26 protein-coding genes, 1 tRNA gene and 1 pseudogene are annotated in these 22,977 nt (G+C 65.3%); 14 read left to right on the top strand and 14 right to left on the bottom strand.

The genetic code is table 11. The annotated features are described in order from the left end of the window. The first annotated feature begins 80 nt into the window (after positions 1-80). Together M5I08_RS17435 and M5I08_RS26200 are read left to right on the top strand one after the other, a co-directional pair. Positions 81-1,424, top strand: a complete 1,344-nt coding sequence (locus M5I08_RS17435; RefSeq protein WP_219067835.1) for a replication-associated recombination protein A — start codon at positions 81-83, stop codon at positions 1,422-1,424. A gap of 110 nt (positions 1,425-1,534) precedes the next feature. Continuing rightward, positions 1,535-1,663: a hypothetical protein gene (locus tag M5I08_RS26200; protein WP_255564704.1), complete on the top strand. Its 129-nt coding sequence runs from the start codon at positions 1,535-1,537 to the stop codon at positions 1,661-1,663. Here the strand turns inward: M5I08_RS26200 and M5I08_RS17430 are convergent. After that, positions 1,660-2,280: an antibiotic biosynthesis monooxygenase gene (locus M5I08_RS17430; protein ID WP_219067836.1), complete on the bottom strand. Its 621-nt coding sequence runs from the start codon at positions 2,278-2,280 to the stop codon at positions 1,660-1,662. The two genes, M5I08_RS26200 and M5I08_RS17430, sit on opposite strands and share 4 nt — an antisense overlap. 124 nt (positions 2,281-2,404) lie before the next feature. On the opposite strand from M5I08_RS17430, the gene M5I08_RS17425 reads away from it, so the two are divergent. The 9 genes from M5I08_RS17425 (at position 2,405) to M5I08_RS17385 (ending at position 9,793) form a co-directional block, all read left to right on the top strand. Next, positions 2,405-2,794 carry a secondary thiamine-phosphate synthase enzyme YjbQ gene (locus M5I08_RS17425; protein WP_219067844.1) on the top strand — a complete coding sequence of 130 codons (390 nt, stop codon included), beginning with the start codon at positions 2,405-2,407 and terminating at the stop codon, positions 2,792-2,794. A gap of 119 nt (positions 2,795-2,913) precedes the next feature. Further along, complete coding sequence (alaS, locus tag M5I08_RS17420; protein ID WP_219067837.1) at positions 2,914-5,607, top strand: alanine--tRNA ligase; 2,694 nt, start codon at positions 2,914-2,916, stop codon at positions 5,605-5,607. Beyond that, positions 5,608-6,105 carry a Holliday junction resolvase RuvX gene (gene ruvX, locus M5I08_RS17415; RefSeq protein WP_219067838.1) on the top strand — a complete coding sequence of 166 codons (498 nt, stop codon included), beginning with the start codon at positions 5,608-5,610 and terminating at the stop codon, positions 6,103-6,105. Then, positions 6,098-7,399: an endolytic transglycosylase MltG gene (gene mltG / locus M5I08_RS17410; protein ID WP_249762873.1), complete on the top strand. Its 1,302-nt coding sequence runs from the start codon at positions 6,098-6,100 to the stop codon at positions 7,397-7,399. Before ruvX ends, mltG begins: the two co-directional genes overlap by 8 nt. Next, complete coding sequence (locus tag M5I08_RS17405; RefSeq protein ID WP_219067840.1) at positions 7,377-8,192, top strand: shikimate dehydrogenase; 816 nt, start codon at positions 7,377-7,379, stop codon at positions 8,190-8,192. The genes mltG and M5I08_RS17405 overlap by 23 nt, the downstream gene beginning before the upstream one ends. 10 nt (positions 8,193-8,202) lie before the next feature. Next, on the top strand, positions 8,203-8,622 hold the full coding sequence (locus M5I08_RS17400) for a prepilin peptidase (RefSeq protein WP_219067841.1): 420 nt from the start codon (positions 8,203-8,205) through the stop codon (positions 8,620-8,622). An 82-nt stretch (positions 8,623-8,704) separates the two neighbouring features. Next, a complete protein-coding gene (locus M5I08_RS17395; RefSeq protein WP_249763459.1) occupies positions 8,705-9,028 on the top strand; it encodes a PE family protein in 324 nt (107 codons plus the stop codon). A gap of 29 nt (positions 9,029-9,057) precedes the next feature. Beyond that, the gene (locus M5I08_RS17390; RefSeq protein ID WP_249763458.1) at positions 9,058-9,249 is read left to right on the top strand and encodes a hypothetical protein; all 192 of its coding nucleotides are present in this window, start codon (positions 9,058-9,060) and stop codon (positions 9,247-9,249) included. 385 nt (positions 9,250-9,634) lie between these two features. Beyond that, a complete protein-coding gene (locus M5I08_RS17385) occupies positions 9,635-9,793 on the top strand; it encodes a hypothetical protein (protein ID WP_219070672.1) in 159 nt (52 codons plus the stop codon). Positions 9,794-9,858: 65 nt separating this feature from the next. Here M5I08_RS17385 and M5I08_RS17380 read toward each other — a convergent pair. Continuing rightward, a pseudogene (locus M5I08_RS17380) lies at positions 9,859-10,110 on the bottom strand (helix-turn-helix domain-containing protein); the annotation flags it as partial. Between the two features lie 92 nt (positions 10,111-10,202). On the opposite strand from M5I08_RS17380, the gene M5I08_RS17375 reads away from it, so the two are divergent. Next, a tRNA-Pro gene (locus M5I08_RS17375) sits at positions 10,203-10,279 on the top strand. 150 nt (positions 10,280-10,429) lie between these two features. Here the strand turns inward: M5I08_RS17375 and M5I08_RS17370 are convergent. From M5I08_RS17370 to M5I08_RS17325, 10 genes are all read right to left on the bottom strand, one after another. Next, a complete protein-coding gene (locus tag M5I08_RS17370) occupies positions 10,430-12,799 on the bottom strand; it encodes a DEAD/DEAH box helicase (RefSeq protein ID WP_219070676.1) in 2,370 nt (789 codons plus the stop codon). 34 nt (positions 12,800-12,833) lie between these two features. Beyond that, positions 12,834-13,346 carry a GNAT family N-acetyltransferase gene (locus tag M5I08_RS17365; RefSeq protein WP_219070678.1) on the bottom strand — a complete coding sequence of 171 codons (513 nt, stop codon included), beginning with the start codon at positions 13,344-13,346 and terminating at the stop codon, positions 12,834-12,836. Between the two features lie 3 nt (positions 13,347-13,349). Continuing rightward, positions 13,350-13,619, bottom strand: coding sequence for a type II toxin-antitoxin system TacA family antitoxin (locus M5I08_RS17360; RefSeq protein ID WP_219070687.1), 270 nt, complete (start codon positions 13,617-13,619; stop codon positions 13,350-13,352). A gap of 250 nt (positions 13,620-13,869) precedes the next feature. Then, entirely contained in the window at positions 13,870-14,454 is a 585-nt protein-coding gene (locus tag M5I08_RS17355) for an SIR2 family NAD-dependent protein deacylase (RefSeq protein WP_249762872.1), read from the bottom strand. Between the two features lie 71 nt (positions 14,455-14,525). Beyond that, the gene (locus M5I08_RS17350) at positions 14,526-15,773 is read right to left on the bottom strand and encodes an ISL3 family transposase (RefSeq protein ID WP_249762871.1); all 1,248 of its coding nucleotides are present in this window, start codon (positions 15,771-15,773) and stop codon (positions 14,526-14,528) included. Positions 15,774-15,868: 95 nt separating this feature from the next. Further along, on the bottom strand, positions 15,869-16,975 hold the full coding sequence (locus tag M5I08_RS17345; protein WP_373368833.1) for a TOTE conflict system archaeo-eukaryotic primase domain-containing protein: 1,107 nt from the start codon (positions 16,973-16,975) through the stop codon (positions 15,869-15,871). A gap of 177 nt (positions 16,976-17,152) precedes the next feature. Then, positions 17,153-17,515 carry a VapC50 family PIN domain-containing toxin gene (locus M5I08_RS17340; protein WP_249762869.1) on the bottom strand — a complete coding sequence of 121 codons (363 nt, stop codon included), beginning with the start codon at positions 17,513-17,515 and terminating at the stop codon, positions 17,153-17,155. Beyond that, positions 17,512-17,736, bottom strand: a complete 225-nt coding sequence (locus tag M5I08_RS17335; RefSeq protein ID WP_249762868.1) for a hypothetical protein — start codon at positions 17,734-17,736, stop codon at positions 17,512-17,514. Before M5I08_RS17335 ends, M5I08_RS17340 begins: the two co-directional genes overlap by 4 nt. Before the next feature lie 12 nt (positions 17,737-17,748). After that, positions 17,749-18,285, bottom strand: a complete 537-nt coding sequence (locus M5I08_RS17330; RefSeq protein ID WP_219070124.1) for a helix-turn-helix domain-containing protein — start codon at positions 18,283-18,285, stop codon at positions 17,749-17,751. A 26-nt stretch (positions 18,286-18,311) separates the two neighbouring features. Next, positions 18,312-19,595, bottom strand: a complete 1,284-nt coding sequence (locus M5I08_RS17325; protein WP_219070126.1) for a sensor histidine kinase — start codon at positions 19,593-19,595, stop codon at positions 18,312-18,314. Between the two features lie 228 nt (positions 19,596-19,823). Here M5I08_RS17325 and fdhA point away from each other — a divergent pair, with 228 nt between their 5' ends. Then, positions 19,824-21,044 carry a formaldehyde dehydrogenase, glutathione-independent gene (fdhA, locus tag M5I08_RS17320; protein WP_249762867.1) on the top strand — a complete coding sequence of 407 codons (1,221 nt, stop codon included), beginning with the start codon at positions 19,824-19,826 and terminating at the stop codon, positions 21,042-21,044. 34 nt (positions 21,045-21,078) lie between these two features. Next, positions 21,079-21,480 (top strand): GlcG/HbpS family heme-binding protein, encoded by a 402-nt coding sequence (locus tag M5I08_RS17315; RefSeq protein ID WP_219070130.1) that lies wholly within the window; start codon positions 21,079-21,081, stop codon positions 21,478-21,480. 281 nt (positions 21,481-21,761) lie between these two features. On the opposite strand, the gene M5I08_RS17310 is transcribed toward M5I08_RS17315, so the two are convergent. Together M5I08_RS17310 and M5I08_RS17305 are read right to left on the bottom strand one after the other, a co-directional pair. Beyond that, positions 21,762-21,977 (bottom strand): hypothetical protein, encoded by a 216-nt coding sequence (locus M5I08_RS17310; protein WP_219070146.1) that lies wholly within the window; start codon positions 21,975-21,977, stop codon positions 21,762-21,764. 90 nt (positions 21,978-22,067) lie between these two features. Further along, the gene (locus M5I08_RS17305) at positions 22,068-22,532 is read right to left on the bottom strand and encodes a hypothetical protein (RefSeq protein WP_219070132.1); all 465 of its coding nucleotides are present in this window, start codon (positions 22,530-22,532) and stop codon (positions 22,068-22,070) included. Between the last annotated feature and the right edge of the window lie 445 nt (positions 22,533-22,977).

The raw sequence follows: 22,977 nt of genomic DNA, 5'->3' as shown, positions 1-22,977 counted from the left end.
CGCGCCTCCGCGAACTTAGCAAGTATTCGGCGGTCCCGCTCAGACCCGGACATCGCGAACCCATGTCGCGGTGGCGTGGTATGCCTGAAACCGTGCCAGACGGTCTGTTCGACGTCGCCGACGCGACCAGCTTGACCGAACATGCGCAGAGCGGTTCGGCCGCTGCGCCGTTGGCCGTGCGAATGCGGCCGGCCAGTCTGGAAGAGGTCGTCGGCCAGGACCACCTGTTGCAAACTGGTTCGCCGCTGCGGCGTCTGGTCGAGGGCTCGGGCGTGGCGTCGGTGATCCTCTACGGCCCGCCCGGTAGCGGCAAAACCACGCTGGCGGCGCTGATCTCGCAGGCCACCGGTCGGCGGTTCGAGGCGCTGTCGGCGTTGTCGGCAGGGGTCAAAGAAGTCCGGGCGGTGTTGGAGGGCGCGCGCCGGGCTCTCCTCAGAGGCGAACAGACCGTGCTGTTCATCGACGAAGTCCACCGGTTTTCTAAAACCCAGCAAGACGCGCTGTTATCCGCCGTGGAGAACCGGGTGGTGCTGCTAGTGGCGGCCACCACCGAAAACCCGTCGTTCTCCGTGGTCGCCCCGCTGCTGTCGCGATCGCTGATTCTGCAGCTGCGGCCGCTGAGCGCCGACGACATCCGCACGGTGGTGCAGCGCGCGATCGACGATCCTCGGGGGCTGAACGGCCAAGCCGTCGAGCCCGATGCCGTCGACCTACTGGTGCAACTCGGAGCCGGGGACGCCCGGCGTGCGCTGACCGCTTTGGAGGTCGCTGCCGAGGCGGGCGAGCAGGTCACCGTCGAGGCGATCGAGCAGTCGCTGGACCGGGCGGCGGTGCGCTACGACCGCGACGGCGATCAGCACTACGACGTCGTCAGCGCGTTCATCAAGTCGGTGCGCGGCTCCGACGTCGACGCGGCGCTGCATTACCTGGCCAGAATGCTTGTCGCCGGTGAGGATCCGAGATTCATCGCGCGCCGGCTGATGATTCTGGCGAGCGAAGACATCGGCATGGCCGACCCGACCGCGCTGCACATCGCCGTCGCCGCGGCGCAAACCGTGCAACTGATCGGCATGCCCGAGGCTCAGTTGACCCTGGCGCAGGCCACGGTGCACCTGGCCACCGCGCCCAAGTCGAACGCGGTGACCACTGCGCTGGGCGCGGCGATGGCCGACATCAAAGCAGGCAAGGCCGGTCTGGTGCCGCCGCACCTGCGCGACGGCCACTATTCGGGCGCCGCGGCGCTCAGCAATGCGCAGGGCTACAAGTACTCGCACGATGACCCCGATGGCGTTGTGCCGCAACAATATCCGCCAGACGAGCTGGTACGGGTGGATTATTACCGCCCCACCGGACACGGCGCCGAGCGCGAGATTGCCGGCCGGCTCGAGCGGCTGCGGGCGATCATCCGGCGCAAGCGCGGCTAGGAGCGCGGACAGCCCGGGGCTGATCTCCGTCACACCAGCACCAGAAACCGACCGCCACATGGTCTCCCAAAGCGATGGCGTATGCGATGGCGCCCGATCAAGCAGCGTCGATGAAAACGTTCACCGACGACGAGAGGAATGCACTGTTGCCGGCCGTCAAGGCGTACAGCGTCGTCATCCTCAAACAGGGCCCCAATTTCGCCGACGACACAGCGCCAGCGCTCATGTGGGACCGCTAAACCAGCTCCGGCACCCGCAGGTGGGCGATCGCGAGTTCGAACTCGCCGACGTCGAACTGGTCGGCGCCGAGGTCGCGAAGCCGTGCGGTCCGCAGCGAGCGGGCGCGTTCTTCGTTGCGCTGCATGGCCGCAAGGCTGTCGAACGTCGACGACGACACCGCCCGCCAGGACGTGCGGTCGATCATCAGGCTCGCGCTGCAGAAACCTTCGAGCTCCTCGATCGCCGGCAGCACCGACTCCCGGTAGAACTCGATGGCCCGGTCGAATTGATCAGGGTGCACTTTGAGCCAGGTGGCCCGCACGCCGGCTCCCGGGCCCGAAGGGTGGTTTCGGTGCAGCACCGCGATCTCCCATTCGTCGACCGTCGGGCTCCCGCCGAAGGCCTGCGCCGCCTGATCGCGAACCGGCCGTATCCCGTCGGCGCTCGCGCGCATCGCCTGTTCGTTCTCCCACGAACTGGTCGCGATGCAACGACCAGAATCACGGTCGACCAACAACGACATGCCAAGACATCCGTCGACTTTTTCGAGCGCGGGCATCACGACGTCGCGAACGTGCGCGATCCCGGCGTCGATGGACGACCGCTGCGCCTCGATAGTGGTTGAGCGCGCGTACACGACTCCTCCTCGTCCTCCTCGCTGTGGGCGCCCCGGTAGCGCCACCGGTTCCACCGACCACCTTCCTCCGCTCGATTCGCCATGACAATGGGCAAATCCGTAGGCTGGTCCGGTGAATACCGATGTGCTGGATGTGGACACCGCACGTCGTTGTGTCGTCGACTTGACGGAGTCAGTGCGCGCGTTTTGCTTCCCGCGAGGCGACGGGCTCTGCAACGTCTTCGTCCCGCATGCGACGGCCGGGCTGGCGATCATCGAGACCGGCGCCGGTTCCGACGGCGACCTCGTCGAGACCCTGGAACGGTTGCTGCCGCGCGACAACCGCTACCGGCACGCGCACGGGTCGCAGGGCCACGGTGCCGATCATGTGTTGCCGGCCCTGGTCGCGCCGTCGATCACGGTGCCCGTGCAGGGCGGCGAACTGATGCTGGGCACCTGGCAAAGCGTGGTCCTGGTCGACCTGAACCGGGACAATCCGCGGCGCTCGGTGCGATTGAGTTTTCTCAACGGTTGAGACGGCAGCAGGCGGCGGTCCGGGGTCGCCGCACCGGTACTGTAGTGCGGTCGATGACGGCCTGAATAGTGTGGAAATTGGCCGGTCCGGCAGCAGGACAGCAAAAGGAAAGCGGAGAAGTGCAGACACACGAGATCAGGAAGAGGTTCCTCGATCACTTTGTGAAAGCGGGTCACTGCGAGGTGCCAAGTGCCTCGGTGATCCTCGACGACCCCAACCTACTGTTCGTCAACGCCGGCATGGTCCAGTTCGTGCCGTTCTTTTTGGGCCAGCGGACCCCGCCGTACACGACGGCGACCAGCATCCAGAAATGCATCCGCACCCCCGACATCGACGAAGTCGGGATCACCACCCGGCACAACACGTTTTTTCAGATGGCCGGCAATTTCTCGTTCGGCGACTATTTCAAGCGCGGCGCCATTGAATTGGCCTGGAGCTTACTGACTAACTCCGTTGCCGACGGCGGTTACGGATTTGATCCCGAAAAGCTCTGGGCCACCGTCTATTTGGACGACGACGAGGCGGCGAAGCTGTGGGAGGACGTTGCGGGTCTGCCCGCTCAGCGGATCCAGCGCCGCGGCATGGCCGACAACTACTGGTCGATGGGCATTCCCGGACCGTGTGGCCCGTCCTCGGAGATCTACTACGACCGGGGCCCGGAGTACGGCCCCGAGGGCGGCCCGCTGGCCAGCGAAGAGCGCTACATCGAGATCTGGAATCTCGTGTTCATGCAAAACGAGCGTGGGGAAGGCAGCGCCAAAGACGACTACGAGATCCTGGGGCCGTTGCCGCGCAAGAACATCGACACCGGGATGGGCGTCGAGCGGGTTGCGGTGCTGCTGCAGGGCGTGCACAACGTCTACGAGACCGACCTACTGCGCCCGGTCATCGACACGGTGGCCGCCCGGGCGCCGCGCGGCTACGACGTCGGCACACCTGAAGACGATGTGCGCTACCGCATCATCGCCGACCACAGCCGCACCGCGGCGATCCTGATCGGCGACGGCGTCAGCCCCGGCAACGACGGCCGCGGCTATGTGCTGCGCCGGCTGCTGCGCCGGGTGATCCGCTCGGCCAAACTGCTGGGGATCGACGGACCGGTCGTCGGCGACCTGATGGCCACCGTGCGTGACGCAATGGGTCCGTCCTATCCGGAACTGGTGGCCGATTTCGACCGGATCAGGCGCATCGCGGTAGCCGAGGAGACCGCGTTCAACCGCACATTGCAGTCCGGGTCACGGCTGTTCGACGAGGTGGCCGGAGCCACCAAGAGGTCGGGAGCCGACGTGCTGTCCGGGTCGGATGCCTTCACCCTCCACGACACCTACGGATTCCCGATCGAGCTCACCCTGGAGATGGCCGCCGAGGCCGGCCTGCAGGTCGACGAAACGGGTTTCCACGAACTGATGTTGCAGCAGCGCCAGCGGGCCAAGGCCGATGCCGCCGCACGCAAACACGCGCACGCCGACCTGTCGGCCTACCGCGAACTGGTTGACGCCGGCCCCACCGAGTTCACCGGCTTCGACGAGTTGACGTCGCAGGCCCGAATCCTGGGCATCTTCGTCGACGGCAAACGGGTGCCCGTCGTGGCCCATGGGATCGACGGTGCGGATCGGGTCGAGCTGGTATTGGACCGCACGCCGCTCTACGCCGAGTCGGGCGGGCAGGTCGCCGACGTCGGCAGCATCAGCGGCGCCGGCGCCAGCGAAAGCGCCCGGGCCGCGGTAACCGACGTGCAGAAGATCGCCAAAACCCTGTGGGTGCACCGGGTCAACGTGGAGTCCGGGGAATTCGTCGAGGGCGATGTCGTCACCGCGGCGGTGGAGCCGGGCTGGCGTAAAGGCGCCGCCCAAGGCCACTCGGGCACCCACATGGTGCATGCGGCCCTGCGAGAAGTGCTGGGGCCCAACGCCGTTCAGGCCGGCTCGTTGAACCGTCCGGGCTATTTGCGTTTCGACTTCAACTGGCAGGGCCCGTTATCGGACACCCAGAGCTCCCAAATCCAAGAAGTAGCCAACCAGGCGGTGCAAGCCGACTTCGAGGTGCACACCTTCAGCGAGCGGCTCGACAAGGCCAAGGCGATGGGAGCGCTGGCCCTGTTCGGGGAGAGCTACCCCGACGAGGTGCGGGTCGTGGAGATCGGCGGCCCGTTCTCGCTGGAGCTGTGCGGCGGCACGCATGTGCGCAACTCGGCCCAGATCGGCCCCGTGACAATCCTGGGCGAATCGTCGGTGGGCTCCGGTGTGCGTCGGGTGGAGGCCTACGTCGGGTTGGAATCGTTTAGACGCCTGGCCAAGGAGCGCGCGCTGATGGCCGGGCTGGCCTCGTCGCTGAAGGTGCCCTCCGAAGAGGTGCCGGCCCGGGTGGCAAACCTGGTCGACCGGCTCAAAGCCGCGGAAAAGGAACTCGAACGCATTCGGTTGGCGGCCGCGCGGTCAGCCGCGGTCAATGCCGCCGCCGGGGCGCAGCGCATCGGCGATGTCCGTGTGGTCGCGCAGCGGATGTCGGGCGGGATGACCGCAGCGGATCTGCGCTCGTTGGTCGGCGAGATCCGCGGCAAACTGGGCAGCGACCCGGCGGTGGTCGCGTTGATCGCCGAGAGTGACGGCGGCAGCGTGCCGTACGCGGTGGCTGCCAACCCGGCCGCCCAGGAGCGGGGCATCCGGGCGAACGACTTGGTCAAGCAGCTCGCCGCAGCGGTCGACGGCCGGGGTGGCGGCAAAACTGACCTGGCCCAGGGCTCGGGGAAGGACGCATCGGGTATCGACGCTGCGCTCGACGCGGTGCGAGCGGAGATAGCGCGGGTCAGCTGAGTGGACTCTGCACACCGCCTGCCGGATCGTCCCGCGGGGGACGATCCCGGACCCGGACGGCGGCTCGGCATCGATGCGGGCAGCGTGCGCATCGGCGTGGCCTGCAGTGACCCGGATGGCATTCTGGCCACGCCGGTGGAAACCGTCCGCCGCGACCGGTCCGGCAAGCATTTGCGACGGCTGGTCGAACTGATCACCGAGCTGGCGGCGGTCGAAGTGGTCGTGGGGCTGCCGCGAACCCTGGCCGACCGCACCGGCCCCTCGGCGCGCGACGCGATCGAGCTTGCTGACGAGCTGGCCCGCCGGATTGCGCCGATCCCGGTGCGGCTGGCCGATGAACGGCTGACGACCGTCAGCGCCGCGCGGTCGCTGCGCCAGGCGGGGGTGCGGGCCAAAGGCCAGCGTAGGGTCATTGACCAGGTGGCCGCGGTGGCCATCCTGCAGGGTTGGCTCGATGAACGCCGCGCCGTGTTGCCCGGGGAGGTCAACGGTGTTTGACCGCCGAGGGCGCACCCGTGCCGAACCGCGTCGCGATCGCCAGCGCGGCGAAGCCGGGGGCGCCCGCGCCGAACCCCAGGCGGTCGGACCGCCGCGTCGTGGCCAGTCGCGCACCGAGCGGCTCCGCGCCGAGCGTTGCCGCCGGCGCCGGCGCCGGCGCCGGCGCATGGCACACGGATTTGCCGCCAGCCTGCTCGTCGTCGTCGTGGTTGCGGCGGTGTTCGTCGGCTCCAAACTGTGGCACAGCTTCGGCCGGCAGAACGACTACGCCGGCAGCGGCAAAAAGGATTTGGTGATTCAGGTCCACGCCGGCGACTCGACCACCGCGATCGGCGAGACGCTGCACAACTATGACGTCGTGCGTACCGTCAATGCGTTCGTCGAAGCGGCGCAAGGCAATGACGCGATCTCGTCGATCCAGCCCGGCTATTACCGGCTGCGCACCGAGATTCCGGCGTCGTCCGCGGTCAAACGGCTCGCCGATCCCGAGAGCCGGGTGGGCAAGCTCGTCATCCCCGAGGGTGAGCAGCTCGACGACACCACCGACGCCAAGACCAATGCCACCACACCTGGGATCTTCACGATGATCTCCAAGGCCACCTGCGTCGACCTGGACGGGGACAAGCACTGCGTCTCGGGCGCCGAGCTGCGGACGGCGGCCGAAAAGACCCCGCTCGCTTCGCTTTCGGTGCCGGCCTGGGCGATCGAGCCGGTCACCCGGATGGGCGACGATCACCGCCGGCTGGAAGGTCTGATCGCGCCGGGAACGTTCAACGTCAACCCGTCGAGCTCGGCCCGGACGATTTTGGAGACCCTGATCAGCGCCAGCACGCAGCAGTACGTGAAAAAGGGTCTACTGGACACGGCAACCGCGATGAACATGTCGCCGTACAACGTCTTGGTGGTCGCATCGCTGGTCCAGCGTGAGTCCAAACCGCAGGACTTCCCGAAGGTTGCCCGCGTCATCTACAACCGGCTGGCCGAGCACCGCACGTTGGAGTTCGACTCGACGGTGAACTATCCGCTGGATCGTCGGGAAGTGGCCACCACGGACGCCGACCGCGAGCAGCAAACGCCTTGGAACACCTACGTTTCCGAGTGGCTGCCGGCGACGCCGATATGTTCGCCGGGTACTGACGCGCTCAAAGCGGCCGAGCATCCCGAACCCGGCGACTGGCTGTACTTCGTCACCATCGACGCGCAGGGCACCACGCTGTTCACCCGCGATTACCAACAGCACCTGGCGAACATCGAGCTGGCCAAACGCAACGGTGTCCTCGACTCCGCGCGCTAGGAAGGCCGGCGTTCTCGGTTCGCCGATCGCCCATTCGCGCTCTCCGCAGCTGCATCTGGCCGCCTACCGCGCGCTGGGCCTCGTCGGCTGGACCTATGAGCGCATCGAGTGCGGCGCCGATGAACTAGCCGAGGTGGTCGGCGGATTCGGGCCGGAGTGGGTTGGGGTCTCGGTCACGATGCCGGGCAAGTTCGCGGCGCTGCGGTTCGCCGACGAGCGCACCCAGCGCGCCGAGCTGGTCGGCTCGGCCAACACCCTGGTGCGCACGGCGGGCGGCTGGCGGGCCGATAACACCGACATCGACGGTGTCATGTGGGCGTTGGGCGCAGAAGGCATAGCGTCGGGTCACGCAGTGGTGTCGGGGTCCGGCGGCACCGCCCCGGCGGCGATCGTGGCGTTGGCCGAGTTGGGCGTCGGCGCGATCACCGTGGTGGCCCGAAACCTGGACAAGGCCGCCCGAATGGTGGAGTTGGGCGGCCGGGCCGGCGTGACGGTCCGGTTCTGCGGCCTGGACAGCACGGCGTTGCCAGACGCAATGGCGGGCGCGGCGGTGCTGGTCAACACGCTGCCGGCCGAGGTGGCTGGGCGGTATGTCGAGGTGTTCGCGGGGGTTCCGGTGGTGTTGGACGCGATTTATGACCCGTGGCCGACGCCGTTGGCCGCGGCGGTGAGCGCGGCCGGGGGTCGGGTGATCGGTGGCCTGCAGATGCTGCTGCATCAGGCGTTCGCGCAGGTCGAACAATTCACAGGGCTGCCTGCGCCGCGAGAGGCGATGCGCGCGGCGTTGGGTTAGCCTGCCGCGCATGCTGACGGCGGCGGTGGTGCTGTGGATGGCGGCGCTGACCGGCTACGACATTGGGCAGCGCCGGTTGCCGAATTGGCTGACGGTGCCGGGTTTCGCGGTGATCATGCTCGTCGCGGCCGGCTCCGGGCATGGCCGGGCCGCTGCGCTGGGGGCGGTGCTGCTGGCCGCGGCGTATCTGCTGGTCCATGTCGCGGCGCCGGCGGCGATGGGTGCCGGTGATGTGAAGCTGGCGCTTGGGCTGGGCGCGTTGACGGGCTGCTTTGGCGGCGGAGTGTGGTTGCTCGCGGCGGTCGGCGCGCCGTTGCTGAGCGCGGTGGTCGGGGCAGTGGCCCGGCTCGGCTGGTCGGTGAGGGCTGTGCCGCACGGCCCGTCGATGTGTTTGGCCAGTGCGGTGGCGGTAGGTCTGAATCAGCTGTAACCGGCCGCCACAGGGCGGCGAGCGCAATGTCGACGATTGGGGTCAGCGGGATCCGCGCATTCTCGCTACGATCTGTCTAACTGTGCCCTTGGTTTTGCGGAGGTTTGCGGTGGTGTTTGCGATGGTGCCGGCGGTGGTGGGGGTGTCGGCGGCGGCGGAGGCGGGGGTGGCGGCGGAGTCGGCGGGGGTGGCATCGGGGGCGGCGGGGGTGTTGGTGCCGGCGCCGATGGCGTTGGATGCCGATTCGGCGAGGTTTTCGGCGTTGGTGGCCGCGGCGGGCCAGCAGCATGTGGCGATGGGTGTGCAGCACGCGGCCCAGCGGGGGTTGTATGCGGGGGCGCAGCTTTCGGCGATGCTGGATGCGGTGGCGACTGAGGCGCTGCGGGCGGCGGCAGCCGCCATTTAGCGCCGGCCGGCGCCGCTGAAATTATGGGTGTGCATCCGTGGCCGGGGATCGATCCGGCGAGCGCGTACGTGACGATGACCGGCGGGGCGGGGGCGGCGCCGATGCATGCGGCGGGCGCGGCGCTCTCGGCGCTGGGCGCTGCGGTGGATGCGACGGCGGCGACCTCGCAAGTCAACGACGGGGTTGTCGGGGCGGACTGGTCGGGGGTGGCTCCCTGCTGACGAGTTTGGCGTTTTCCTGGCAGCCGCCTGTTTCTGGGTGTGTCGTTAGCGGGATTCGATTGCGGTTTATGCGATCATTTGTGTGATGGTTTGTCTCAGGTTTGTCTCGGATCGATGTGGTCCAACTAATGGCAGTGGTGACCCAGCCGGTGTTGCCGCTGACTCCTGCAGGGGCGACACCGATCGGCCCGATCGCCGCGCTGGTGGCCGATCCGGATGGGGGCAGGGCCCGGAAAGGTCACGTCTCATGAGGTCAGGATCAGTTTGTGGTTACAGCCCGTGGTGTTGACGCTGCTGTTTTTGGCGTTGCTGCGCGATCCGCGCGCCGAGGGCCGTCGAGGGCCTGACCCGGCTGACCCCGGCCGATCTGGGCCGCCTACGCGGGTTGGGTCGAGCACCCGAGGTCAAGACCCTGCGACGCAAGCTTGGTGAGCTGGTCGCCTATCGGCGCGGGGCGGCGCTGCAGGGCGCGCTGGCCGCCGCGCACGCCGCGACGGGCTCGCCCGGGCACGCGCCGACCGCATCGACTACCGTGGACACCTGAAAGAAACCCAATCATGATCACGCACCCCTCTTGGCTGGGTATTTCCAGCCACGAATGCCTCATTGAGTCAGACACACGTCACCGCGACGCAGCAGGGCCATCGCCCGCTCGATGCGCCGGGTCATCAGGTAGGAGTACGGCGACTCGCCGAAGGCGGTCTTGAATTGGCGGCTGAGGTGGCCGGCCGACATGTTGGCATCGCGGGCGAGCGCCTCGACGTTGAGCGGCCGCGGGTACTCGCGGCCGAGCCGGTCGCGGATGCGGCGCAACCGCACGAGGTCGTGCAGGTGCTGTTCGCCGGCGGGTCTGGATCGCACGTGTGCGATGGCGCCAGGTCGCGTCGGGCTCGGGCGAGCTTGGCCGTCTGCTGTAGGCTTTCCACCTGCTGCCGGTGATTCTTCGGCGGCGCCGGGCTGTGGCGCAGTTTGGTAGCGCACTTGACTGGGGGTCAAGTGGTCGCAGGTTCAAATCCTGTCAGCCCGACCAAGAGAAGTGGGGTTTGACCTGCGGTAATGACCCAAGAGTACCTCTACCATGGTTTAGCTTTAAGTCGGTTGGGACCACAGATCTCGACCTTCGGGCTTGCCGTAGCGCACTTGTCCGCTCGTCAAGTGCTTCGATCTGCGGCATTGAGTTCTATCGGTTCATCTTGCGCGGGTCCGGGAAGCCCATCTTGAGGTAGCCGGGTGTTCGTTTCCTCAGCGATGAGGCGATGACGGGGGTGAGTTCGTCGTGGTAGTCGTGCACGGTTGCGGTGCTCTTCGAGGGGTAGGGACGGGTGACGCGACCGATGTATTGCACGAGGCGGTTCTTGAAGGTGATTGGCGCTGCCAGGAACAGTGTGTCGAGAGCGGGGCAGTCGAAGCCTTCCCCGATGAACGAGCTGGTGCCGACGATCAGGAGTGGATCCGAATCGGGCGTGTGGTTGGCAAGTTGGTCGGCGATCTGGCGGCGTTCACGAGCCTTCATGCCGCCGCTGAGAACGGTGGCGGTCTTTCCGGCGGTGCGTAGCTGGTCGGTGATGGCGTTGAGGTGTTCGACCCAGGTGGTGAGCACCAGGATGTTGGCTCCGGCTTCGGAGGCGGTCAGCACGTCGTCGACGATCTGCTCGAGCCGATTGCGGTCGGCGACGAGGGCTCGATAGATTTCGGCCATTCCACCGGGTGCGGTGGGGTCGGCGTCGCCGCGGTATTGGAATTCGGTCGGGTGCAGGTGCAGAACCGGGTGGGGCGTCAGTAGATCGGAACCGTCGACCGGGAGTTGTCCGGTACTGGGCGGCTCGATGGCCACGTGGTGTGATTCGAGTTGGTGATAGATCAGGTCTTCGAGCCCGTCACGGCGCTCCGGCGTGGCGGTCAGGCCGAGCCAATACCGCGCGGCTATGCGGCTGAGGACGCCGAAGAATGCGCTGGCGGCGACGTGGTGGCATTCGTCCACAATGACGAATCCATAGCTGGCGGTGATGCCCTCGACGTTGTCGCGGCGGGCAAGCGTCGGCAGCAGCGCGATGTCGAGGATGCCCGTGGTTTTCGAACGCCCGCCACCGATCTGACCGCATGCGAAACTAAGGTGGCTGCTGATCCGGTCGCGCCATTGATCGGCAAGGGCCTTGCGATCGACCAGGACCAGGGTCACGGTAGCTCGCGATTCGATTGCCGCACAGGCGATAACTGTCTTTCCCGTGCCCGGAGGGGCGATGAGGACACCGGTGTCCTGCTCCAGGATTCGGTGCAGTGCGGTGGTCTGAACGGTGCGCAACGGCGTGCTGCAGGTGAACTTGTGGGGTTGACCGAGGATGCGTTTGTCATCGACGTGAAGCGTGCTGTCGGCCGATTCGACGAGTTCTGTCAGCAGAGGATGCAGGCCGCGGGGCAGGACGAGATCACCGTCAGCGGTTTCGTCGTAGCTGTAGAGGAACCGTGGCGTGTCCCAGGTGCTGCGGCGCGCACGTTGGCGCGCATCGAATTCCGGGTTGCGTATCGATGCGGCGTGTTTAACGGCCGAGATCATCGCTGGACCAAGATCGTTGGCGGTCAAGGTGAGTCGTGATGTGAACTCTGCGCGCACGATTGCCGCCGGCCGTGGGATGATGCGCGATGACGTCGGTAGCTGCAGACGCCGGACATTGTGGCCGATCTGTGGATCAGGAAGTTGGCGTGCCAACGCGGTCACGTCTTTGGTGGACAACCGGGCGATGCTTGACAGGTAGGCCCACTGATCCTCGTATGCCTCGAGGGTGGCGGGATCGAGGAAGACGGTGGTGCCGTGTTGACGGCGCTTACCGTTCATCGGTGCGGCGATCAGATTGCCCACCCCTCGCCCGGTGTGGACGTCCTGGGATGGGAACAAGCGGTCATAGCTACTCAGATGCATGCTGCCACGCACGCGAAATGCCTCACTCAGCAGACTTGTAGCGATGCTGCGGGCGACCGATGCCGAGATCACATGAGCGAAGAAGATCCAAACGTGAGCTCCGCGCCCGGATTGTGATACCTCCAGCGCAGCCGGAATCCCATAGGAGCGAGCCGCTTTCATGTACGCGAGTGCGTCGAGCATCGCTGCTTCCTTGTCGAAATCGGCCGCCACCCACCAGCAGGTGTCGTCATCGCTGAGCGGATACAAGCCGATATGTGCCTCGCCCCGCAGGTGGGCATCAACGACCTCCGGGGTCAGCGGAAGGTAAGGTGCGTCGGCCCGATTCATACCCTTGCGCCAATAGCCCTTGATCGCCGGCATCCAACCTGAACGGCCATCTCGACGACTCTCCCAGCGCAGCGCGTAAACATCGGTGCGACAACGGAACAACTCGAAGAAGAACCGCACCTTGTCAGCGGAGCTGGAGCCCATTGTCACCGGTGAGGCCAGCGCCCCCGTCAGCGTCGCCTGGTCACTGGCGGCTGCGCGTGCCTGTTCCTCACTCAGCTGAAGAAGACGACGCAAACGCACATTGTCGACACGCAGCGTGTCCAACTCGCCAGGGAAACTCTCGACACCGCTAACGGTCAACTCCTTTGTGCAGCACACTCTTCGGCGGAAGGGTTTACTCGCGCCAGCGCTCCCCGAGCGCTTTCGCCGCTGTGGACACCTTCATGACCAGACGACGCTCGCGGTTCCTGACGGGAACGAAGTGGTAGTGCTCGTAGAAGGATTGTGCTTCGTCGTCGATGGCATCAACGACGATGAGCCGGCCGCCGCCGATTTCCGATGCGGCGACGGCTTTGCCTAGTGCGTCGAGGAGCAGCTGCTCGCCATATCCCTGACCCCGCAGCGACGTGTCGATCGCCAGGCGGGCAATCAAGTATCCGGGTATGCGGGAATAGCCGCCGGCCATGGATCCCGAGACGCCGTCGTCGTTGCGTACTATTTCGGTGGGGCAGATGGCGAAATAGGCGCTGACTTTCTGTTCGCCGAGCGGGGTCCACACGTAGACGTGCGCGACTCCGCTGCTGTCCGCGCGACGGGCATGGGCGATGAGCCAGGTATTCAGCGACTCCTTACCGCAGTCGAATCCTTCCAGCGTGTGGGCGTCGGTGAGTCGCGCGGACTCGAACATTGTTCAACGCCTTGTGAAGACCGCTGGTTTGCGTGCGGCTGCCGCCAGCCGCGGCGCTTCGTCGGCAGCATCGAGCGAGGACATCAGTTTGTCGAACTGTTCGGGCTCCATTGCCGTTACCAGCTCCTGACGCAGGATGTCTTCGGCCCGTTGCATCGCAGCTTTCCGCACGAACTCCGACGTCTGCTCATGGACAAGGTTGGCGGCGCGCTGGATGCGGTCCAAGGTCGCTTGCTCCGCGCGAAGCTCGATGCGCTTCGTTTTGACTGACACAGCGACACCTCCTTCCTCCAGTCATCTCTGCTCGTAGCTGTTGGTTGCTTCATTGTACGGTGAATGTACGTACGCGGCTAGTAAGAGTTGCGGCCAGCACCTGGGGACCACCCAGGGACCACACGTCATGCGCGATGCCGAACGACCTGTACGTCGGTGAACGTCACGCACCACGTCCTCGCAGCGAAAACCGCTGGCGACCTGCGAAAACGCGCTACCGCCACTTCCTGGGGGTCAAGTGGTCGCAGGTTCAAATCCTGTCAGCCCGACACACGAAAAGGTCATTTGAACTGCACTTATTCGGATCGACCGATTGTCCCTGTCGTCGGTTCTGGGACCAATTTGGGACCACGCCCCCGCATTCGCCGGTTCGCGCCCGCCGCCGGCGGGGGCTTAGTTGGCGGTTGTAATCGTCGACGCCGGGGCAGGCACGGACGGGTTGATGCGCGTCAGAAAGCCGGGCATATCGTTCCAGCCTGTCTAACCAGACGGTGTTCACCCCGAGCGAGCCAAGGTAACGCTCCTTGACTGGGTTGCGACGTCCCTGCACCGTGTACGACGCGGGCAGGTTCATTCCGTATACGAGGCGGATGTCGTCGTGGATCAGGTTGAAGTTGGGATCACTGAGGCTGAAACCCACGAACAGGAACGCCGTGTCGATCATCTCGTTACGTAACGCACTCAGCATCTCAGTGCGCTCCGCACGAGCCCGTGCGTAATCGAGCCTGGTTAGCACGATGGTGTCTGGTTGATCGATCGACCCATGAAGCTTGACCAGATGCCAGGGCGGCCTCTCGGCACGCCGCGCTCTGAACTGTTCTTCGGTGATACTCACGCGCAGAGATTGGCCTGCACTCAGATACGCAGCTTCTATCAGGATCTCCTGACGTTTCCGTGGGTCGGGTTTCATGCTGCTCGGCCGGGTAGTGCGGGGCACACGCCGCCGCGGGTGAGCATGGCCATGCCGATCAGCGCCTCAGGGCTGTGAAACCCGTACGCACGCTTGGTCAAGGCCCGCAGGTGGGTATTGGTGGCTTCCGAGCGGGCATTCGACAGTTGGTGGTCGAGGGTGTTGCCGATGAGCTCCTTGTGACGGCGGACGGTGCGGGCTACGGCGACGAACTCCGGGATGCGCGAGTGCGACGCCCAGGACAGCCAACCGGCCAGCAGACGACGGCCGTCGCGCCCTTTGACCCGGAAGACTTCGCGGAGTTGCTCTTTGAGCAAATACGCCCGATACAGCGTGGCGTTGGTAGCCGTGATTGCGGCCAGGCTGGTGCGTTGCTCACCGGTCAAGTCGGCCGGGTTCTTGCGCACCGCCCACATCGCATGCCGGTCGCGGACGCCGGCGCGGGCCATGGTACGCACCCGCACCTTGTCGAGGGCCTTGAGCGCCCAGGCCACGACATGAAACGGATCCAGGCAGATCACCGCGGCCGGGGCCCGGTCCCGCAGCACGGCGTGAATCCATTCCGCCCCATCACAGCTGACGTGAGTCAACGCCGCGGCACGTTCGGCGCCGAGCTGGTCGAAGAACCGGCCCAGGGTGTCTTTGTTGCGGCCTTCGGCGGCCCACACCAACCTGCCTGTCGTGTGGTCGATCACGCACGTCAAGTAGCGGTGGCCTTTGCGGTAGGCGATCTCGTCGATGCCGATGCGGGTCAGTCCGACGAGCAGGTCGTTGGTGTCGCGGCCATCGGCGACCACCCGGCCCACGATCGCGGCGATGGTGCGCCAGGCCACCCGCAAAAACACCGCGACCACACTGATGGCGGCATGCGCGCTCAGCCACGCGGCTGTGTCCTCAAACGCCCAGGTGTGGCGGGCGCCGGGCCGCGCCCAGGGCACATGCGCCACCACCACTCCATGCTCGGGGCAGGCTACCCGCGGTGCGGCGGCCTGCAGATAGGCCTTCGTCGTCCCCAGATCCAGGCTGCGCCAGCGCCTGATCGCGTCCCCGCCGTCATAGCCCGGACAGCGTTTCTGGCACCGCGAGCACCGGCTGGCCTGGTTTGCCTTGGGCCGCACCGCAAACACCAGCGCTTCGCTGGTCACCGGCCGCTTGCCGCGCGAAGTCTCGGTCTCGATCATCACGTCGTCGATGACCATGTCCTGGCCGCCGAGGACCGTCGCGAATACCCTGGATTTGCGCAACGCCGTACACCCCTTCCGTCTTGAACCCGATTGCAGTCCAAAACGTAAGCAGGACACGGCGTTGCGCCCCAAAACCCCTGGTCACGAACCCACGACTATGGCAGAAGAGCCAACGGCGTGCTGCAGGTGAACTCGTGGGGTTGACCGAGGATGCGTTTGTCGTCGACGTGAAGCGTGCTGTCGGCCGATTCGACGAGTTCTGTCAGCAGAGGATGGAGGCCGCGAGGCAGAACGAGATCACCATCGGCCGTTTCGTCGTAGCTGTAGAGGAACCGCGGTGTGTCCCAGGTGCTGCGGCGGGCACGTTGACGTGCATCGAATTCGGGGTTGCGAATCGATGCGGCATGTTTGACGGCCGAGATCATCGCTGGGCCAAGATCGTTGGCGGTCAAGGTGAGTCGTGATGTGAACGTTGCGCGCACGATTGCCGCCGGCCGTGGGATGATTCGCGATGAGGTCGGTGGCTGCAGACGCCGGACGGTGTGGCCGACTTGCGGGTCGGGGAGTTGGCGTGCCAACGCGGTCACATCTTTCGTAGACAGTCGAGCGATGCTCGACAGGTAGGCCCACTGGTCCTCGTATGGCTCCAGGTTGGCGGGATCGAGGAAGACGGTGGTGCCGTGCTGCCGCCGCTTGCCGTTCATCGGTGCGGCGATCAGATTGCCCACCCATCGCCCCGTGTGGACATCCTGGGAAGGGAACAAGCGGTCATAGCTGCTTAGCTGCATGCTCCCGCGCAGGCGAAACGCCTCACCCAACAGACTTGTAGCGACGCTGCGGGCAACGGAAGCTGAGATCGCATGAGCAAAGAAGATCCAGACATGTGCTCCTCGTCCGGATTGTGACACCTCCAAAGCAGCCGGAACCCCATGGGAGCGAGCTGCTTTCATATACGCGAGCGCGTCGAGCATTGCGGCTTCTTTGTCGAAGTCCGCTGCGACCCACCAGCAGGCGTCGTCGTCGCCGAGTGGGTAGAGGCCGATGTGCGCGTCTCCCCGCAGATGAGAATCAACGACTTCCGGGGTCAACGGGAGGTAGGGGGCGTCGGCCCGATTCATGCCCTTGCGCCAATAGCCCTTGATCGCTGGCATCCATCCCGATCGACCATCTCGCCGGTTCTCCCAGCGCACCGCGTAAACGTCAGTGCGGCAACGGAACAGGTCAAAGAAGAATCGAACCTTATCGGCAGAGCTAGAGCCCATCGTCACCGGCGAGACCGGGGCTCCTGTCAGTGTCGCCTGGTCACTGGCAGCCGCACGCGCCTGTACTTCACTCAATTTAAGGAGATGACGCAAACGCGTGTTGTCGGCACGTAGCGTTTCCAGCTCCCCAGGAAAACTCTCGATACCGCTAACGATCAGATCTCCTTTCAGTACTCGTTAAGTGGCGCCTCGGATAAGTTCGACAGCCTCGACCATGGCGTAGCGTGCCGCGAGGCGGTCGAGGATCTCGTCGAGGGTCGACGGCGGTCGAACGAATCTGGTAGCCATCGCAATGACTGCTTGGCGGGCGTTGTCGGGCGACACCGCCACGGTGTCAGCAGCGAACTGTGCAGGCGAGATCACCTTGAGCGGTTGGGGGATCTGTTGCGGTGGAAAGTCTTTCAAGTTGCTGGTCACGATCACCTTCGCTCCGCCAACCAGTGCGGCCGCAACCACGTGTTCGTCATCGACGTCGGGCAGTCCGAACGTGCCCGGCAAGCTTTCCCAGTTCAACACGATGGCGTCATCAAAAGCACTCATTTGATTGACGAGGCGTTGTGACCGCTGCGTGGTGACCGCTGCTCCGCAAGAACTCGATCGTGGCCGCGACCTACGAGCTTTCGCGTCTCGTGATAGCGCAATTCATCGAGGATCGCAGTGGACCGCAACGGCCGATACAACCCCTCGACAGCAAGCGAAAGCAGAAAGTCGCGCTGCAGGCTGGGCCATAGCACCCAGGTATCCAACGTCGCGGCGAACATTGGTCGATGTTGTCAGCGCGTTGAAGCCTTGGAACGCCGCCGTTCGGCGACGACCCGGCGGGCTTCGCGCAGTCGCTCGCGAACGACTTCAGGATCGTCGTCAGCGTCGATGTCCACCGCTGTGGCCGCCAGCGCCTCGTACTGGCGATTGCGGCGCCGCTCACGGTAGGCGAGAACATCGTCGAGTAGCAGTCGGTGACGATTGCCGATCCGCTCCGCCGGCAACGTACCGCCGGTGATCAGGCGGACCACCGTCGGTCGGCTGACTCCCAACAGATCTGCCGCCTGTTGGGTGGTTAGCTTCATCGTCTGCGGGGCGATGGTGACTGCTTTGCCGGCATGCAGCGCCGCGACGACCTTGGCCAATGCTTGGTGCACTGAACGTGGTAGCTCGATGCGGTCATGTTCACCGATCCCCACGAGGGCATAGCTAGGCGATGCCACCGTTCCTCGGAGTCGCTCATGGGTAGCGAGAAACCCGACGACCGAGGCGAGCCCGTCAGGATCCTCTGGGATGAAGGTGGCAGCCTCTGCGGCTTCGGCGCTCACGTCTGCTCCTATCTGAACTATCCGAATTAATTTTCGGAACGTTCGAATAGTACTGCAGAATGCCGACACAGTGTTAGCGCGCTTCGCTCCGAGCAGCTGCAGATCCGGCGGCACTGCGCCTTTTCCGAGGACCACGCTGGGACCACACGCTGTGCGCGATGGTGAACGACCTGCGCGTCAGTGAACGTCGCACACCACGCCCCGCCCCCGACCACTTCGTGCTCGCGTGGGCTGAGACTTGCCAGGCGTGATTGGTCGTGGAGGAGGGGCGGCGGATCGAGCGGCATGACGACCCACATCTGCGATCCCCAACCGCTGGTAGCGCTTACGCCGAGCCGCCCGTTGAGCGCCGTGACGCGCTGCTGGAGTGGTTGGAGCTGGGGACTCTTCAGCGATAGCCGACCAGGCCCGTCATCGCGCACGTCAATCAAGAGATTCTTGCCGTCGCAATCCCATTGAACGCGAATCCTGTTGACGCCGTCCTGGTCGGCGACCGCCAGGATGGCGTCCCGGACGACTGCCCGTGCTCCGTGTGCGATCTCACTTGGCGGGGCGCGTCCGTCGACTGGTGGCTCCACGAATTGGACGTCGACGTCGCGATACGTCACCAACGGCCGCAGATCGTCCCGCAGACGTGCAAACGCACAGGTGACTGGCTCCTCGGTGTACGTCAAGATCTGGTCGGTCGCTGTTCGTAGGCGAACCACTGCCTCTGTCGCCAGGATGGTGGCTGTCTGGCGTGCCCCGCGGTCATCGAGGTTCGTCGAGCGCAGGACACCGAGCAGCGATTCGAGGGTCGTCGTGTGGTGGTCCGTGAGATCGTTGACCGCCCGGGCCCGTACGCTTGCGGCCGCCCTCGACTCGATGAGGTAGGTCGGTGACGCTTCGCGCGCGTGGTGCTGAATTCGCAGGGCAACGATCTCCCACAGGCGTGCGACCAGCTGGCCCTCGGGGTCAGTGAGCACGAGGACCGCGTCGGTGCGGGCGACGGCCGCGAGCACCGGCCGTGACTCGCGAGCAAGCAGCGCGTCGTACCGCAGGTGCTGACCGGTCGGGATGCGGTCGCGGATAGCCCGCAGCTCCTGCAGGGTCGCCGCTGCAGTGATGGTCGCATCGCCCGAAGTACTGACGGGGTGACCGACGTCCGCAACCGACAGGATGAGCGGCGCTGAGTGCGGGACGTTGGGCGCGACAAGGTCTGAGACTGACCTTGCGATCGCCGACATCGGCGCGGCCAGCACCGAAGCCACCTTGTCCAGAACCGTCAGTGGCACCCGGGCGGCCGAACTCACCTGGCCTGATGGATTCATCTCCGCAGACTCGGGGACCCTTTGTCGCCAACTTGTTGAGACTTGTCTTGAGTTTTCAGGCTGCTTTTGTGGGAGCCTGGCCGTATCGATGTATTTGGTGATGTGAAAGTCTATGGAAGTTCGCCGCCGTAACCGCCCGTTCGGGTGGTCGGGACCGTCCCGAACGATGATCGCGCTACCCGAAGGCGCCGGCCAGGCTCGATGAGAACACCCGCGAGGAGGGGCAACGTGTCAGGGAATAGAGCAGTCGCCTACAAGGGCCCGGGATTAGTTGATGTAGTCGACATCGACTACCCCACTTTCGAACTGAAGGACGGCCCCGGAGTCAATCCCGCCAACGTCGGGCGAAAAGTCCCGCACGGGGTAATCCTCAAGACCGTCACTACGAACATTTGCGGGTCCGACCAGCACATGGTGCGCGGTCGGACGACGGCGCCGACCGGACTGATTCTCGGGCACGAGATCACCGGCGAGATCGTCGAGGTCGGCTCCGACGTCGAGTTCGTCGCAGTGGGCGACATCGTCTCAGTTCCGTTCAACATCGCCTGCGGACGTTGCCGAAACTGTAAGGAGGGCAAGACCGGCATCTGCCTCAACGTCAACCCCGATCGTCCCGGCAGCGCCTACGGCTATGTCGATATGGGTGGTTGGGTCGGCGGACAGGCCGAGTACGTGCTGGTGCCCTATGCCGACTGGAACGTGTTGAAGTTCCCCGACCGCGACCAGGCGCTGGACAAGATCCTCGACCTGACGATGCTGTCCGATATTTTCCCGACCGGTTTCCATGGTGCGGTGACAGCCGGCGTCGGTGTCGGCTCGACCGTCTACGTCGCCGGCGCGGGACCGGTCGGGCTGGCCGTCGCCGTCTCAGCCCAATTGTTAGGCGCCGCAGTGGTCGTCGTCGGCGACCTCAACGAGAGCCGCCTTGCGCAAGCACGAAGTTTTGGTTGCGAGACGATCAACGTCGGAGCGGGCTCAGTCCCGGATCAGCTCGCTCAGTTGCTCGGCGTTCCCGAGGTCGACGCGGCTGTGGATGCCGTTGGTTTCGAGGCCCGCAGCCAGGGCCACGGCGCCAATGCCGCCGAAGCGCCCGCGACAGTACTGAACTCCTTGATGGAGATCACCGCTGCCGGCGGAGCGATCGGTATTCCCGGTCTGTACGTGACGGGCGACCCCGGCGCCGCGGACGAGGCGAGCAAGGTCGGCACGCTGTCACTCGGTCTCGGCACGGGATGGGCCAAGTCGCTGTCCTTCACCACCGGCCAATGCCCCGTCATGAAGTACAACCGTCAACTCATGATGGCGATCCTGCACGACAAGGTCGCCATCGCGAAGGCTGTCAACGCGACCGCCATTTCGCTGGACGACGCGCCCCGCGGCTACGCGGAGTTCGACGCCGGCGCCGCAACGAAATACGTCCTCAACCCCAACGGCTACGTCTCGGTTTGAGGCGTCCCCGGCTAAACCCAAACGAAGGAGACGCATGTCGCACCTCACCCTCGCCGACGCATGCACGATCATCGCAGCAGCAGGGAAAAAGGCCGATGAGATCGGGCAGCCGATGAATATCGCCGTCGTCGACGCCGGCGGCAACCTGATCGCGCACGTCCGACAAGACGGCGCATGGATCGGCGGCATCGACATCTCCATCAGCAAAGCGTGGACTTCCAGGGCATTCGACATCCAGACCAAGGACCTCGGCGACAACTCGCAACCAACACAACAGTTCTTCGGAATCCACACCACCAACGGTGGCAAAGTCGCGATCTTCGCCGGCGGCGTTCCGCTGAGCCGCGATGGCGTCATCGTCGGTGGTCTCGGCGTCAGCGGTGGCTCCGGTGAGCAGGATCAAAGTGTTGCGCTGGCGGGCCGGGCCGCGCTGTGACACAGGCATGGCCACCGCGGGATGGCCGTGTAGGTGCTGGAGGTCCCGGACTCGCACTCGCGCCCGGTTTCTGGGAGTGCGCCCGGTGTTCTCAGCCACCCGTGAGCAGCGGTGCCGGTACCATCAGCGGCCAACGTCGTTGCTGCGCTCACGAAATCACCACTACGGGGCGCGATCGCAGCAACGCTCGACATTGATTCCCGCTCGCGTTGCCGGCCACTGCGACGATCGATCCCATCTACCGTTTATCCGCGGGTCAGCTCCGCCCGCACCGCGCAAAACTAGCCAGCGTTAAGGCCGGCAGAGTGGCGATCGAGCGCGGCGAGGATGGCTTCGCGTGCAAGGGATGCGGCCCACCGGTGATCTCCCTGAGCGTCCTGGCTGACCGCAGTGGCGTGGGTTCCACTGCCACGCTGTGGCGGCTGGTCGATGCGCGCATCGACGCCGTCCACCTGCCACGGATTCAGGCGGCCCGCGCGCACGCCCGAGCCTGTCACGAATTTTGTGTAAGTCAGAGGTGACTTGACTGCGAATTGTATTCTGACGCTACGTAATTCGTCCTGGAAACAGTCTGACCAATCTTCGCGTCAGAACGTATTCGTCAAATACAATTGCAGCGAGTCCAATACGCTCTCGAGCAGTCCGCTGCCAGCAGCGCCGTGCTCGAATACCGCGCTTATCCAGGCGTCGAAGTTGTTGACGTCGCTGTCGGCGATGTTGACAAGGGTGAGGTCGCCCTCGGTCGACGTGGTCGCATCCGCGACCTCCGTCGGTGTCAACCCCACGTATTCCACGTGCGGGCCGACTATGTCCAGCAGTGCGCTAAACAGGCCCTTGCTATCGAAGACGTCTTGGAAGTTGGCGACCGGATCGGTGTCCAGGCTGTAGATGGTCGCTGGATAGAGATCATCCGGCGTCACGTTGCCCAGGACGGCGTCAAAGCCGAGATCCGTGAGAATAGTGTTCGTCAGGCTCGAGCCGAATATCGTGTCCATGTCTGGTTCCAGGTTGGGCCATATGCCGCCCGGCAGGGAGGGGTCGCCGATGAACACGAAGTGCAGATCGTTGCTGGGGGACGCCGGCTTCTTCGAGTCGGGTCATTGCGATCGACTCCGCGGTGGCGCTCTGCGAGTAGCCGAAAATCGTCAACGGGTGCTCGGCGCTGATAGCGCCTGGATCGCCGTTCATTTCGTTCTCCACGGCGAGGACGACGTCCGACGCGCCGGTGAGACTGCTCGGGCCCTGCTGGATCAGTTCGGGCGTCGTCAGCACCTGCAGCGGCGCGCTGCACGGGTCGGTCCCGATCATGTCGCAGACCGTCGAGTAGGTCGCGCCGTCGTCGAAACCCAGCGGGTAACATCGCGCTACGAGCACCAAACACCTGGGCCCAGTCAACGGTCCCCAGCGCGGCGTGAAGCGCGGCAGCCAGCCACGAACAACAGCTGCAAGCCTGGCCATTCATGGCCGGGTAGTTGACAAGACTCCGTTTGGGGGTCC

Origin of the sequence: Candidatus Mycobacterium methanotrophicum (genome assembly GCF_023515995.1) — a bacterium.
Lineage (GTDB): Bacteria > Actinomycetota > Actinomycetes > Mycobacteriales > Mycobacteriaceae > Mycobacterium > Mycobacterium methanotrophicum.
Note: the sequence above shows the minus strand (reverse complement) of the source record. Positions and strands in the feature narration are given on the sequence as shown.